Source organism: Actinoplanes sp. TBRC 11911 (genome assembly GCF_012933445.1).
In the GTDB taxonomy this organism is placed as follows: domain Bacteria; phylum Actinomycetota; class Actinomycetes; order Mycobacteriales; family Micromonosporaceae; genus Actinoplanes.
Window position 1 is genome coordinate 121,627 of record NZ_JABBNC010000001.1, and the last position, 14,693, is coordinate 136,319.

10 protein-coding genes are annotated in these 14,693 nt (G+C 68.4%); 9 read left to right on the top strand and 1 reads right to left on the bottom strand.

Annotated elements, in window-relative coordinates; all coding sequences use genetic code 11:
• Window positions 1–32 precede the first annotated feature (32 nt).
• Entirely contained in the window at window positions 33–1,070 is a 1,038-nt protein-coding gene (locus HH310_RS00520; protein ID WP_169173357.1) for a multicopper oxidase domain-containing protein, read from the bottom strand.
• Between the two features lie 296 nt (window positions 1,071–1,366).
• On the opposite strand from HH310_RS00520, the gene HH310_RS00525 reads away from it, so the two are divergent.
• The 9 genes from HH310_RS00525 (at window position 1,367) to HH310_RS00560 (ending at window position 14,687) form a co-directional block, all read left to right on the top strand.
• Entirely contained in the window at window positions 1,367–2,878 is a 1,512-nt protein-coding gene (locus tag HH310_RS00525) for a GMC family oxidoreductase (protein ID WP_169173358.1), read from the top strand.
• Between the two features lie 101 nt (window positions 2,879–2,979).
• On the top strand, window positions 2,980–5,388 hold the full coding sequence (locus HH310_RS00530) for a transglycosylase domain-containing protein (protein ID WP_169173359.1): 2,409 nt from the start codon (window positions 2,980–2,982) through the stop codon (window positions 5,386–5,388).
• A gap of 172 nt (window positions 5,389–5,560) precedes the next feature.
• Window positions 5,561–5,689, top strand: a complete 129-nt coding sequence (locus tag HH310_RS44635; protein WP_282438357.1) for a hypothetical protein — start codon at window positions 5,561–5,563, stop codon at window positions 5,687–5,689.
• A gap of 799 nt (window positions 5,690–6,488) precedes the next feature.
• Window positions 6,489–7,550, top strand: coding sequence for a hypothetical protein (locus HH310_RS43055; protein ID WP_211191593.1), 1,062 nt, complete (start codon window positions 6,489–6,491; stop codon window positions 7,548–7,550).
• 311 nt (window positions 7,551–7,861) lie between these two features.
• Window positions 7,862–9,022: an aldose epimerase family protein gene (locus HH310_RS00540; RefSeq protein WP_169173360.1), complete on the top strand. Its 1,161-nt coding sequence runs from the start codon at window positions 7,862–7,864 to the stop codon at window positions 9,020–9,022.
• A 1-nt stretch (window position 9,023) separates the two neighbouring features.
• Window positions 9,024–10,157, top strand: coding sequence for a sugar ABC transporter substrate-binding protein (locus tag HH310_RS00545; RefSeq protein ID WP_169173361.1), 1,134 nt, complete (start codon window positions 9,024–9,026; stop codon window positions 10,155–10,157).
• The gene (locus tag HH310_RS00550; RefSeq protein WP_169173362.1) at window positions 10,150–11,187 is read left to right on the top strand and encodes an ABC transporter permease; all 1,038 of its coding nucleotides are present in this window, start codon (window positions 10,150–10,152) and stop codon (window positions 11,185–11,187) included. The genes HH310_RS00545 and HH310_RS00550 overlap by 8 nt, the downstream gene beginning before the upstream one ends.
• Entirely contained in the window at window positions 11,184–11,957 is a 774-nt protein-coding gene (locus tag HH310_RS00555; protein WP_211191594.1) for an ATP-binding cassette domain-containing protein, read from the top strand. The genes HH310_RS00550 and HH310_RS00555 overlap by 4 nt, the downstream gene beginning before the upstream one ends.
• Window positions 11,958–12,362: 405 nt before the next feature.
• Window positions 12,363–14,687 carry a helix-turn-helix transcriptional regulator gene (locus tag HH310_RS00560; RefSeq protein ID WP_169173785.1) on the top strand — a complete coding sequence of 775 codons (2,325 nt, stop codon included), beginning with the start codon at window positions 12,363–12,365 and terminating at the stop codon, window positions 14,685–14,687.
• Window positions 14,688–14,693 lie beyond the last annotated feature (6 nt).

A 14,693-nucleotide genomic window follows, 5' to 3' on the forward strand; every position in this document is an offset into this window, starting at 1 on the left:
TAACCGTCTCACTGCTGCTGGATCTCTTGGCCTCATGAGCCAGTTCCTCCGTGTGCGTGGGGGTTTGCGGAAGCGGTGGTCTTGGCGGCGGCCTGGTGCTGGTGGCCGCGGAACCGGTCGATCGCGTCCTGGGCGCCCGGGGGCAGGCTGCCGTCCGCGTTGCGGACCACGAACAGCCCGGACATGCCGGTGTCGGAGTGCAGCTGGACGTGGCAGTGGTACATCCACACGCCCGGCCCGACGCCCTCGCCGGCCAGCACCTGGAAGCCGAACGAGCTGCCCGGGTTGAGGTCCTTGTTGTCGATGACCAGGCTCGGGTCCGACGGGCCCTCGAGCATGCCGGTGCGGTTGTCCGCCCAGCGGTGCGCGTGCAGGTGGAAGGTGTGGAAATTGTTGCCGTGACCGACGGCGAGCCACTCCACCCGCTGGCCCAGGTTCGCCTCGAAGATCGGCGTGTCCGGGGCGACCTTGTGGTTGATCATCATTTCCATAAACACGACGGTGAACTGCTTGTCCGGCAGGATGTCGCCGCGCCGCCGGACGATCAGCCCGCCGTAGAGGCCTTTGTTCAGGCCGCCGGTGCCGTGGTCGGTGCCGTTCGCGTGGTCGTGGTAGTGCCAGTAGCCGGCGCTGCCCGGCATGAACCGGCGGCCCGCGGTCGCGGTCATCTCGTGCGAGCGCCAGACGTACGTGCGGGTCTGGCCCGGCTCGTTGAACGAGGCGTTGAGCGGCGCCCCGTCCGAGTCGGTGCTGTAGTCGACCCCGTGCGGGTGGATGGACAGGCGCTGGGTGGTCGTGTTGACCAGGGTGATCTCGAGGGTGTCGCCCTCGTACATCTCCAGCAGCGGGCCGGGGATGGTCGCGGCGCCGGGTGCCAGGCCGTATCCGATCAGGCCGCCCGGCAACGACTCCGCGTAGATGGTGAGCTTCTTGACGACCCCGGCGGCAGCTCGTGCCGGTTGGGGTTTGGTCGCGGCCGCTACCGTGGCGGCGCCGGCGGCGAGGCTGATCGCACCGCCGGCGAGTAAGTAGCGACGTGGGAGCTGTTTTTTGACAACGTTGTCTTCCATGCACGTCCTTCACGGTCGGCAGTGGTTGAGGGGTTGCCGGGGCAGGCGCCTACTACGGATGGGCGTCGCCGCACCCGCGTGTCCGGTGCTGACTTTGGTCGGAGCGATCAAAACTTCGGTGGGATGTGACGAACTTATGACTCACATCGACGAAAGTAAAGATATCAATGAGAAAAGTGGGCTGACCTGCGCGGCCCCTTGCCGCATTAGTCGCCATCTCCGGCCCATGTCACATTTTTCGGTCGTGTCCCGTCAGTCGTGCGCAGATCTTGGCGAGCGACACGGAGTCACGAAAAATGCGTATTTATGATTACGTCATCGTCGGCGGCGGCACCGCGGGAAGCGTGCTCGCGTCCCGGCTGTCCGAGAATCCCTCGGCGAGCGTCCTGCTGATCGAAGCCGGCCCGGCGGACGGGCCCGAGGCGATGCACGACCCGGCACGGTGGCTGGACCTGCAGGGCAGCGGCATCGACTGGTCGTTCGAGACCGTTCCGCAGCCCGGATCCGGCGGATCGCGGATCGCCTACCCCCGGGGCAAGGTTCTCGGCGGGTCGAGCGCCATCAACGCGATGGTCCACCTCCGGGGGCATCACAGCAGCTACGACGCCTGGGCCGCGGCCGGGGCGGCCGGCTGGGGATACACCGATCTGCTGCCCTTCCTGATGCGCAGCGAGACCACCGCCGGACGTGACCCGGAGGTCCGCGGGACGTCCGGGCCCATGCGACTCATCCAGCTGGAGCCCGGACCGGACGCCACGCTGATGCGGGACATCCGGGAGGCCACCCACGCGGCCGGCTTCCCGCTCACCGACGACCCCAACGGCCGGCAGCAGGAAGGTGCGGGCTGGCTGGACATGACCATCCACGACGGCCGTCGCCAGAGCGCCGCCGACGCGTACCTGGAACCGAATCTCGCCCGTCGCAACCTGACGCTGCTCAGCGACGCGCTGGTCACCCGCCTGGACATCACCGAGGGCCGATGCCGGGGCGTCCATTACGTACGCCACGGCGAGCCGGGCTACGTGGCCGCCGAGTCCGAGGTGGTGCTCGCCGCGGGGGCGATCGGCTCGCCGCAGCTGCTCATGGTCTCGGGGGTGGGCCCGGCACGGCAGCTGCGGCCGCTGGACATCGACGTGGTGGCCGACCTGCCCGGTGTCGGCGCGAACCTGCAGGACCACCCGATGACGAGCGTGCTCTTCCAGGCCTCGGAGGCCGCGCTGCCGACCGTGCGGGGCGGATACGCCGCGATGGTCGCGCTGCTGCACTCGGGCGCCGGCTCCGGCGGCCCGGACATCCAGCTCGCCGCGCAGAACATCCGGTACACGTCGAGTGCGCTCGATGCGCCGGCCGACGCGTACACGATCTCGGTTTCGGTGGTGACCCCGGACAGCCGTGGTTCGGTGCGCCTGGCGGCCTCGGACCTCACCGTGCCGCCGCTGATCGACCCCGGCTACCTCACCGAAGAGCGCGACGTCCGGCGGATCCTGGCCGGCGTCGAGATCGCCCGGACCATCGGCGCCGACTCGTCGCTGAAACGCTGGAACGACGGGGAGCTCTTCCCCGGGGCGGCGCGGGATCCCCGGAGCCTGGCCGACTACGTCCGGCGCAGCCTGCAGACGTTTTATCACCCGGTGGGGACCTGCCGGATCGGGGTGGACGCCGGGGCGGTCGTCGACGTCGAGCTGCGGGTCCGCGGGGTGGCCGGGCTGCGCGTCGCGGATGCCTCGGTGATGCCGTCCATCGTGTCCGCCAACACCAACGCGGCAGTGCTGGCCATCGCCGAGCGGGCGGCCGAGCTGATCGGCTGAGGGCGGCTCTTTGCTTGTTTGACTCCATACGGTTTGATTGACGCGCGTCTCGCTGTCGCTGATGGATCACGGATGGTGGTGCTGTGCGGGTGGGGTCCTGGATGCGCCGAAGAGATCACAACGTGTTCTTCAACGTGTTCTCGCTGCTGCTGTGCGGCCTGCTCGCCGGGGTCGTCGTGGCCGGCGCCGTGTTCCCGTTCGCCGCCATGTCCGGGCTCGCGTCGAAAGCCGGCAACGACGCTTTCGCGAGCCTGCCCAGCGAGCTCAAGGAATTCAGTTCACCCCAGGTCACCCGGGTGTACGGCGCGGACCGCAAGACGCAGATCGCCCAGTTCTACGACGAGTTCCGCAGTGACGTCCCGTTCCGGGAGATCTCACCGTACATGCGCGACGCCATCGTGGCCGCCGAGGACCGCGAGTTCTACAAGCACAACGGCGTCGATCTCAAAGGCGTGGCGCGCGCCCTGGTCAACAACAACGGCAGCAAGTCGAAACAGGGCGCGTCCACGATCACCATGCAGTGGGTGCGGATGTCGCTGGCGTACTCGTCGACCAGGCCGCAAGAGGTCGTCGACGCCACCAAGGACACCGCGAAACGCAAGCTCACCGAGATGAAATACGCGCTGCAGGTGGAGAAGGAGCTGACGAAAGAGCAGATCCTGGAGCGCTATCTGAACATCGCGCCGTTCGGCAAGGGCACGTACGGAATTTTCGCGGCGAGTCAGGTCTACTTCAACAAAAAGCCGAAGGACCTCACCATCGGGCAGGCCGCGATGCTGGCGGGCATCGTCCGGGCGCCGTCCGCGTACGACCCGACCACCCCGAACGGGTACAAGGAGCTGCTGCAACGCCGGAACGCGTACGTGATCACGGGCATGTCGGAACTCGGCATGATCACCCCGGCCCAGGCGGCGAAGGCGCAGAAAGAGCCCATTCCGCGCCAGGTCAAGCCGACCGGCAACGGCTGCGTCTCGGTGGCCGTCAACGACTGGGGCTTCTTCTGCGACTATTTCTACCGCTGGTGGATCGGCCGGGAAGAATTCGGTTCGTCGACGTTCGACCGTGGGCGGCTGCTGAAGGGCGGCGGTTACTCGATCGTCACGACGCTCGACCTCAACGCGCAGAAAGCGGCCCGTAAGCGGGTCAACCAGCAGATCTCCGACCAGAACAAGAACGCTATCCTGCTGGCCGCCGTCGAGCCCGGCACCGGCAAGGTGCGATTACTGGCGACGAACCGCCGGTACAAGCTGGACAACATCAGCAAGCCGCAGAACAAAATCAACTCGGATCCGTCGAAGGCGCGCAAGGGCATCCGCGGCTCGTACCCGAACACGACGAACCCGCTGATGTCCGGTGGCGGGGACATCACGGGTTATCAGGCCGGCTCGGTGATGAAGATGTTCACCATGGTGGCGGCGCTGGAGCAGGGCTATCCACTGGCGTACACGATAAAAGCCGAAAATCGGTATAAGTCGAAATATATCATTGAGAGTTCAAACGACTCGGCCTGTCCCGGCACGCATTTCTGGTGCCCGAGCAACTCGGGCGGCGGCAGCGCGGGCGTCTACAACATGTGGACCGGTTTCGGTAAGTCGATCAACACGTTCTTCGTGCCGCTGGAGGAACGGGTCGGCGCCGAGAACGCGGTGTCGGTCGCCAAGCGCTTCGGCATCCAGTTCCGCTCGCCGGAGGACGCCAAGCTGGCCGCCGACGGCAACTCGCATCAGTGGGGCGCGTTCACGCTCGGCGTCTCGGCGACCACCCCGCTCGACATGGCCAACGCGTACGCGACGCTGGCCGGCGACGGCATGTACTGCCAGCCCACCCCGATCGAGCAGATCACCACCCGCGACGGCGGCAAACTCGACATCGGCAAGCCCCATTGCGTACGCGCGACCAGCGTCGACGTGGCGCGCACGGCACTCGATGCGACCCGCTGCCCGGTCGGCGATTCGGCCCAGCTCGGCAACTGCGGGGGCAGCACCGCGGCGATCGTGCGCGACGTGGTGGACCACCCGGTGTTCGGCAAGACCGGCACCACCGACAACGACCGCACGGCGGCGCTGATCGCGGGCACCACCTCGCTGGTGGTGGCCGGCTACGAGGTCAACCCGGACTACCAGAACCACCGCGACCACATGCGGCACGACCTGGTCAACCCGGCCGTGTACCGCACGCTGGCCGACTACATGAAGGGCAAGCCGAGCGTCCAGTTCAAGAGGCCGGAGAGCCGCAAGCTGGCGTACGGCGACCAGCGCTCGATCCCGGACGTTGAGTGCGTCCCGATCAGCCGGGCCTTGAACCGCCTGGAGAACGCCGGCTTCTCCCCCGTCGTCGGCAACGACGTCGACTCGACCTGCCCGGCCGGCACCGCCGCGGGCACCGACCCGAGCGGCCGCACCGTCAAGAACGGCGTCGTCGTCATCGAGGTGAGCAACGGCCGCGCGAACCGCCCGGGCCCCGGCACCCCACCCATCATCGACTTCCCGGGCCGCCCGCCCCGGCGCTGACCGAAGGACGCTCCATGAGCACGCACGACGCGACGCCATCGCAGCCCGCGCCGCCCGCCCCGGCGCTGACGAAAGAACGCTCAATGACCACGCACGACGCGACGCCATGGCAGCCCGGCTCAGCTGCCTGAGCACCGACCTGCCGCAGAGCCCTGCGGAGCTGGGTCGGTTCATGAGCAACCTGACCTTCGAGCCCGCGCCGTCGGCCGAGGAAGCGGCGGCGCTGTTCGAGACGCTGCCACCGCCCGGCGCCGACATCGTCGTGGTGTCGCCCGCGGGGGCGCGCGTTCTCACTGCGTGAATATCTCAACCACATCGTGGACTTTTTCTGAACCTTGGAGACTTTTGCCCACATACGAGCCATAACTCTCCAAGGTTCACATCTGGCCGCAAATCCTACTGGGCAAAAGCCGCGCTACGTGACAAAACAATGCTCCACAATGGAGGTCGGTCCCACATTGTGGACGGCGGTCCAAGATGTGGTCGCCGGTCTCAGTATGCGGTCGCGAGTCCCACCTAATGGAAGCGCCGCGCGTGACGCGACCGCCGTTCGGCCGCGAAGCGGTCAGCCGTCGCCGCTCCCGGCAGTCGGCGCGCCCCCACGCGGCCTAGCGATCGGCCCGCGCATGCCGGTCACCGGAAATGTCGGATATGTGTGGCGTGAAGTGCACCGATGACTTAGCTGGCCGGTGCTTCCACACCGCCCGCGCAACGGGACCGGTCGCCGCCCACCGCCGAGGCCACCGCGAACCCGGCCGCAATCATCGTTTGACCGAGTACCGGAAAGGTCAGCACGATCCGTGGAAGTGCGATAGCCCGGGTCATCGCTGAATCTTCCGGCGTCCTGGTGCTCAATCGCTCCGGCTTGCGTTCTGCCCGGCCATTCCGCCCACCAAAGAGGACGATTCTCACGGTGATTCACGGGCGGCCGGGAGGGCGAGTTATACCTCGATTGATTCGCCTGGCTAATGAACTCGGCGGGCCACCGAGTCGTCGCGTTCGGCTGGCCTGTTCTTCGGTACGGTCTGCTCCTGTACGGTGACCTGAAGTGCTCGATGCCTGGTGAGGCGGCATCGCAGCGGCGTCACCGGGGAGGATCCATGACCAGCGGGCAGCTGCCGTTCCTCCTGATGACGCTGGCCTTCCTGCTCACATTCGTGACGACGCGGGTGATCACCCGGCTGATTCGGGCCGGGCGCGGTCCGTTTCGTAACAATGTTTCCGGCGGTGTGCATATTCACCACGCGGTGCCCGGCATCATCCTGACCCTGATCGGGGCTTATCTGTCGGTCGCGGTCAACGGCAGCCGCCCGTTCAGCGAGATTTCCGGCGTATTGATCGGTGTGGGGTCGTCATTGATTCTTGACGAGTTTGCACTGATTCTGCATCTGCAGGACGTGTACTGGTCGCCGCAGGGGCAGCTGTCCGTGCAACTGGTCGCGCTCGCGCTCAGCGGGATGGGCCTGGTCCTGCTCGGCATGAACCCGTTCTCGGCCAACGCCGAGCCCGGCGCCGGGCCGATCGCCATCGCGATCTCCACCGTCATCCACATCACGGTGCTGCTGATCTGCGTCCGCAAGGGCAAGTATTCGACGGCGGTGATCGGCGTCTTCGTCCCGCTGGTGGCCTGGGTCGGCGCGATCCGCCTGGCCCGCCCGAAGTCGATCTGGGCCGACCGCCGCTACTCGGGAGCGAAGCTGGAGAAGGCCGAGCGGCGGGCCGACGGCTTCGACGCCCGCTTCGGCCGCTGGGGCCTGAGCGTCGCCGACTGGGTGGCCGGGGCCCCGTCCCTGCCCAACCCGGAGCGGCCGCCGGCCGTCACCGCCGCGGTGGCCCCCGCCCCCGCTTCCGCCGTGGCCCCCGGCTCGGCCGCCGCCGTGGCCCAAGGTTCGGCCTCCCCCGTGACCGCCGGCCCGGCCGCCGCCGCAACGCCCGACGCCGCCGCCGTGGCCCAAGGCTCGGCCTCCGCCGCGACCCCCGACGCCGTCGCCGTGGCCCAAGGCTCGGCCTCCGCCGCGACCCCCGACGCCGTCGCCGTGGCCCAAGGCTCGGCCTCCGCCGCGACCCCCGGCGCCGCCACAGCCAAAGGCTCCGCCGTCGTGCCCGAGCAGGCCGTCGCATCGGACCGGCTGGTCGACCAGCCACAGCGCCCCGCGCGATAGAGCCACCCACCCCACCCGACGCGCAACCCCTCCATCATGGAGTGATTTGCGCACGTTCTCACGCTCGGTGACGTATGCACACGTCCGGGCCATGTTCACGTTAACCGTCGCAGCGGGATCGGTCGATCGGCCGATTGGTATTGATCTATTCATGTGCTTACGGTCCGCAGCGTACTCGTTATCCGGACCGCACTCGGACACCCGAGCCGGTCACGTCTGAGTCGTACGCCGAGTGTCCACAGGCGCCGACGCAGGCTCCTTCCGCCACGCCGTGGCGGCGTGGCGTCCAGCCCAAAAGGAAACGAGGCAACGTGAGATCAACAAAAGCATTCGTCCGCGCCGGGGTCGTTCTCGTCCTCGGCCTCGGTCTTGGCCTCGCCGGAGCGTCGTCCTCACAGGCGGGCGGTGCCAAACCGTCCATCACCAAGGAGGCGTTCGGCAGCGTCGGCGGCAAGGCGGTCGACCGATACACGCTGACCAACGGCAAGTTCCGCGTGCGCATCCTCACCTACGGCGGCATCCTGCAGACCGTCGAGACGCCGGACAAGCACGGCAAGCTCGCGAACATCACGCTGGGCTTCCCCACCCTCGCCGGGTACGTGGACTCGGGCAACTCGCCGTACTTCGGCGCGCTGATCGGCCGGTACGGCAACCGGATCGCGAAGGGCCAGTTCACGCTGGACGGTGTCAAGTACCAGCTCAACATCAACAACGACCCGAACAGCCTGCACGGCGGCAACGTCGGCTTCGACAAGCGCGTGTGGAGCGCCACCCCGATCACCGGCAAGGACAGCGTCGGACTGAAGCTCACCTATGTCAGCCCGAACGGCGAGGAGAACTACCCGGGCACGCTGACGACCACCGTCACGTACACGGTGACCAGCAAGGCGGGCATCCGGATCGACTACCACGCGACCACCGACAAGGCGACGATCCTCAACCTCACCAACCACGCCTACTGGAACCTCGGCGGTGAGGGCACCGGCACGATCGACGACCACAAACTGCAGCTCAAGGCCTCGAAGTACACCCCTGTCGACTCGACGCTGATCCCGACCGGCGCGATCGACCGGGTGGCCGGCACCCCGATGGACTTCACCAGGCCCACCGCGATCGGCGCGCGTAACCGGAGCAACTTCCAGCAGATCGTGTTCGGCCGCGGATACGACCACAACTGGGTTCTGGACCGGCACGGCAACGGGCTCGAGCTCGCCGCCCGGCTCTCGGACGCCGACAGCGGCCGCACGCTGGACATCTACACCACCGAGCCGGGGATCCAGTTCTACGGCGGCAACTTCCTCGACGGCACCTTGTACGGCACGAGCGGCAAGTCGTACCGCCAGGGTGACGGTCTCGCGCTCGAGACGCAGCACTTCCCGGACTCGCCCAACCACGCCAACTTCCCGTCCACCGTGCTGCGGCCCGGGCAGGTGTTCCGCTCCACGACGATCTACCAGTTCGGGGAGGGATGACATGTCCAAAGTTCACCCGAAGGTCGAGGAGGCCGTCGAAACGCTGAACATGAATGCGGTGTCCCGGCGGCGGCTGCTGTCCGGCACCGGGATGTTCAGCGCCTCGCTGGCCGCCGGAGCCCTGCTCAGCGCATGCAGCGACAACGACAAGTCGACCAGCTCCAGCGCGATCGGTAACTTCCCGGAGACGCCCAAGTGGAAGTTCTCGTTCGTCAACCACGTCACCACCAACCCCTTCTTCACCCCCACGCAGTACGGGATGGAGGACGCCGCGACATTGCTCGGGATCGAGAAGCCGCAGTGGACGGGCTCACAGAACTCGATCGTCGCCGAGATGGTGAACGCGACCAATACGGCAATCAGCGCCAAGGTCGACGGCCTCGCCATCGCAGTCGTCGACAAGGACGCCTTCAACGCGCCGGTCAATCAGGCCCTCGACGCAGGCATTCCGGTGGTGTCCTACAACGCCGACGGAGCACGTGGTGACCCGGGGACGAACCGATTGGCGTACATCGGCCAGGGTCTTTATGAATCTGGCTATTCACTCGGGCAGCGGGCACTGGAGCTCGTGTCCTCGGGTGAGGTGCCCGGCTTTATCGCGACGCCGGGCGCGCTCAACATTCAGCCCCGCATCGACGGCTGCGCGCAGGCCTTCAAGGACTCCGGCAAACCGATCACGTTCACGCCGGTCGCCACGAACGCCGACGTCACCAAGGGCCTCTCGATCATTGACGCGTACGCCGTGGGGCACCCCAACGTCGCCGGCATGCTGGCCGTGGACGCGGGTTCCACGTCCGCCGTCGGGCAAACCGTCAAGAAGTACAACATGCGCTCCAAGAGCCTCAAAGTGGCCGGCGGATTCGACCTGATCCCGGAGTCGCTGGCTGGCGTCAAGGAGGGCAACCTCGACTACACGATCGATCAGCAGCCGTACCTGCAGGGCTTCCTACCGGTGCTCTATCTGTACTTCTACAAGTTGTCGGGCGGGCTGCTGTTCCCGAGTGAGACGAACACCGGTCTACTCTTCGTGACCAAGGACAACGTGGATCCGTATCAGAACACCAAGTCGCGGTACGAAGGGTCGACGACCGACAAGGTTCTCGTGCCCAAGACTGGTCCGATCGCGCATGGCTGACACGGCGTCGCGTACGGAAAAACCAGCGGAGGAAGCCACCTCGGGCAAGGTTTCGGCCCTCGGCCGGACCCTGCTCGACGGCTTCCTCCGCCGCCGCGAGGCGAGCGTGCTGCTGGTGGCCATCGGTTTGATGCTGTATTTCCGCGCGTCGACCGATGCCTTCCTCAGCCGCGACAACATTGTGAACATCGCCCAGGCAACGGCGCCCACCGCGATCGTCGCGGTGGGCATCGTTCTGCTGCTGGTCAGCGGCGAGATCGACCTGTCGGTGGGCATCGTGGCCGCGTTCGCCCCGTTCCTGCTGCATTTCGCGATCGACTTCTACTCGGTGCCGGTGCTGCTGGCATTCCCGCTGGCGATCGCCCTGGCCGCGTGCATCGGGCTGATCAACGGCTTGATCGTCACGAAGTTGCACGTGCCGTCGTTCGTGGTCACGCTCGGCACCTTCTTCGCGATCCAGGGCCTGCTGCTGATCACCTCGCACGCCTACCCGGTGCCGATTCCGGAGGAGATGAAGGGCCGGTTCCAGACGTGGATCGGCGCTGGTCCGTGGGCGAGCATCACGTGGGCGCTGATCATCGTGGCGATCTTCCACGTCGTCCTCACCCGGATGCGCTGGGGCTTGCACACGATCTCGGTGGGCGGTAACCCGGTGGGCGCCACCGAGGCGGGCATCCGGGCATCGCGCATCAAGATCGGGAACTTCATGATCACGTCGGCGCTGGGCGGCCTGGTCGGGATCATGGAAGCCGCCCGGATCAACACCATCGACCCGAACATCGGCGGCGGCACCACGCTGACCTTCTACGCCATCTCGGCGGCGGTCATCGGCGGCACCGCACTCGCCGGCGGCTCCGGCACGATCATCGGGGCGTTCCTGGGCGCGCTGGTGCTGGCCGAACTGCAGAACGGCTTCAACCTCATCGGCTACAGCGCCAACACGATCTACCTGATCCTCGGGCTGGCGATCCTGGTCTCGATGATCGCGAACCAGTATTTGTCGCGCCTGCGGAGGGCGGGAAGAACATGACTACGCCTGGTTTGACGACGCCTGCTTTGCGCGTCGCCGGCATCGCCAAGCGGTTCGGCGCCCTCACCGCGCTGCGCGAGATCAACCTGGAAGTGGGCAAGGGCGAGGTGCTGGGGCTGATCGGCGACAACGGCGCCGGCAAGTCCACCCTCATCAAGATCATCTGCGGCTACCACCGGCCGGACGCTGGGCAGATCTTCGTCAACGGCGACGAAGTCGTGCTCCGCAGCGTCGATCACGCGCGCTCGCTCGGCATCGACACCGTCTATCAAGACCTCGCCCTGGTCAACGAACTGTCCGTCTACCACAACATGTTTCTCAACCGCGAGCTCGTACGCTGGCCGCTCCTGAGCAACCGCACCATGCGCCGCCGCGCCGAGGAGCACTTGAAGGACATGGGGGTGGATCTTCCGGACGTGACCGTGGAGGTCGCGAAGCTCTCCGGCGGCCAGCGGCAGGCGATCGCGGTGGCCCGGTCGGTCTACTCGGACGCCAAGGTGCTGCTGCTCGACGAGCCGCTGGCCGCGATGGGCGCCAAAGAGGGCACCATGATCCTGGACCTGATCCGGGATCTGAAGGAGCGCGGCGAGGTGTCGGTGATCATCATCGCCCACAACTACGCGCAGGTGCTCGACGTGTGCGACCGGGTGAACCTGCTGCAACACGGCGAGATCACGTTCGACAAGCGCTCCCGCGACACGTCCTTGGAGGAGCTGACCGAGCTGGTGGTGGCGGAGTATCGGGGTGGCCGCCGCCGGCGCCACAAGTAACGGCGGCGCGACAGCCAGGGGCAGCGACTCCGCCAGCGGACGCGGCCGAGCAGGTTTGTCCCGTTTCGAACACCCTCCGGCGCAGGCGATGACCCTCAGCCACCCGGCCATCCGCCGTTCGGGGCGTCTGGTGTAGACCTTGGAGAGTTGTGGTCGATATGTGGGCGCAACTCTCCAAGGTCTCGATTCTTAGGCTTGGTCACGGCCGCCAAAGGCCGTGAAGTGGTACAAATGCTTTGTCCAGTGTGGAGGCTCGTCCACGATGCGGGTTGCCCCTCTCACAGTGCGGGATGCTTAGCCGGATCGGCGGGCGAAAAGCGGCGAAAGTCCAGAGTGCGTCGGCGGATTCGTTCTCGACTGGGCGGGTTCATCGAAGAAGGTGATCACTCGGCTCGCGTAGAGTAGCTGAGCGTGACCACCGTGGTCGGTGTGGACGGTGCCGGTCGTACGCACCGGCTACGCCAGCTCGCCACGGCCGCGAACGGGCCGGCGATCTGGTTTGCCGGAGCCCTCCCGCCGGCACCCCACGAAGATCAACTGACCATCGTGGACGACGCGCACCGCCTGGACGCGGCGACGCTGCGGCAGCTGACCGCGGCCGCCCACGGCGGGGTGCCGATGGCGATCTCCCGGCGGCCCACGATCGACCGGGCCGAGCTGGCCGATCTCGACGCGGCCGTCGCGACGGGCGGGGTGGAGTTTCTGGCCCCGCTCGACCACGACGGGGTCGCCGTGCTGGTGGCCACGGTGACCGGCCGGCCGGTGTCCCCGGAGATCGCCGCGGAGGTGCTGGCGGCGTCGGCGGGCATGCCCGCGGTGGCGGCCGCCCTCGCGACCGCACCGCCCGGTGTCACCCCGCCCGCCCTGCTGGCCCGGGTGCAGCGGCGCTTCGCGGTGCTCGACCAGGGCGTGGTCACCACCGCCCGGGTGCTGGCGTTGCGGCTCGACCTGGGCGACCATGTGCTCGCGGGGGCCGCGGGGCTCGAAATTGACGCGCTGGCCGCCGCGCTGCGGACGCTGCACGACGAAGGACTGCTGGTCGACGACCGGATGATCCCGGCGGTCGCCGACGCGGTGCTGCACGAGTTACCGGCCGCTTCGCGGCGACGCGTCCACGACGCGGTGGCCGGTGCTCTAATGGCGACCGGTGCCGATCCGGTTGTCGCGGCCGGCCAGCTCCGGGCCGCCCGGGCCGCGACGCCGGCGGCCGGGGCGGTCTACCGGGCGGCCGGCGAGCGGCTGCGCTTCGCCGACCCGACGGCCGCCGCCGGCTGGTTCGACGACGCGTCGGACGCGGGTGCCGACCCAGCATCGTTGATCGCGGGCCGGGCCGAGGCGAGCGCGCTTCTCGGCCTGCCGGTCGACGCGGACTCCCCCGGCGACGCCCGAATGACACTGGTGGCCGGGGCAGTCGCGGCGCATCAGGGCCGTGCGGCGCGGGCGGCCGAACTGCTGCTGGGCGCCGCCGCGCCGGGACCGATGCTCGCGGTCCCCTCCCTGGTAGGCGTCGGCCAGGCCGACCGGGCGAGCGAGGTTGTCCGAGCCGGGCAAGGGACACATCCGGCGGCGCTGGTCCGGTTCGCTGAGGGGGCGCTGGCGTCCGCGCAGCCGGCGGTTGCCCTGCCGCTGCTGATCGAGGCGGCCGAGGTGGTCGAGCGCGCGAACCCCGCACTCGTTCTGCCGGACACCCCGCACGCGGTCGCCGCCGTCGTCGCGGTCGCCGCCGGGGACGTCGCCTCGGCGGAGCACCTACTCACCCGCGCGCTGGCGACCCGGATCGGCGGGCCGGTCGCCGAGGAACGGCATCGGCTGCTGCTGGCGTGGGCACGGATGCGGGCCGGGCGCTATGACACCGCGCTGCACGAGCTGCGGACTCCGATCACCGCGGAGGCGCCCGGACGCGAGCGGCTGCTGCGGGCGGCGCTGGCGGCCGGTATCGCCCGCCGCCGCGGCGACATCGCCGGGTTGCGGGAGGCCTGGTCCGGCGTGGAGCCGCTGCTCGCTCGCCGGACCGTCGATCTCTGGCAGGTTGAGGCGATCGAGGAGCTGGCGGTGGCCGCCGCCCGGCTGCGCCGGTCCGCCCGGGTCGAGCCGGTGCTCGATCTGTTGGACGGGATCATCGCGGGGCTGGGCCGGCCGGTCACCTGGTCGGTGTCGCTGCACTGGATCCGCCTGCACATGGCGATCGGCACCGAGGACACCGACGCCGCGGGCGAGGTAGCCGGGAGGCTGGCCGAGATCGTCAAGCCGCAGGCCGGGACTGTGGGGCCGGCCGAGGCGGCCGGATCGCCCGCCGAGGTGACGGAGCGGCCGGCCGCGCAGTGGGCCGCCGCCGCGCAGTGGGCCGCCGTGCTCGACGGACGCGTCGAGCCGGAGGCGGTGCTCAGCGCCACCGAGGACCTGCACGCCGCCGAGCTGCCCTGGGAGGCCTCGCGGCTCGCCGGGCAGGCGGCGATCCGGACCGGCGATCCCACCGCCGCCCGCCGGCTGCTGGAGCGGGCCCGGGAGCTGTCCGACCCGGACGAGACGGCGGCCGCCGGTGGGCTGTCCGAACGCGAGGTGACGGTGGCCCGGCTCGTGCTGGGTGGCAGCACCCACCGGGAGATCGGCGCGCAGCTCTACATCGCGCCCAAGACGGTCGAGCACCACGTCGCCCGGATCCGCGGCAAGCTGGGCGCGAGCACGCGCGCCGAGCTGCTGGCGATGCTCCGCGAAATGTTCGGCGACTGATATGCG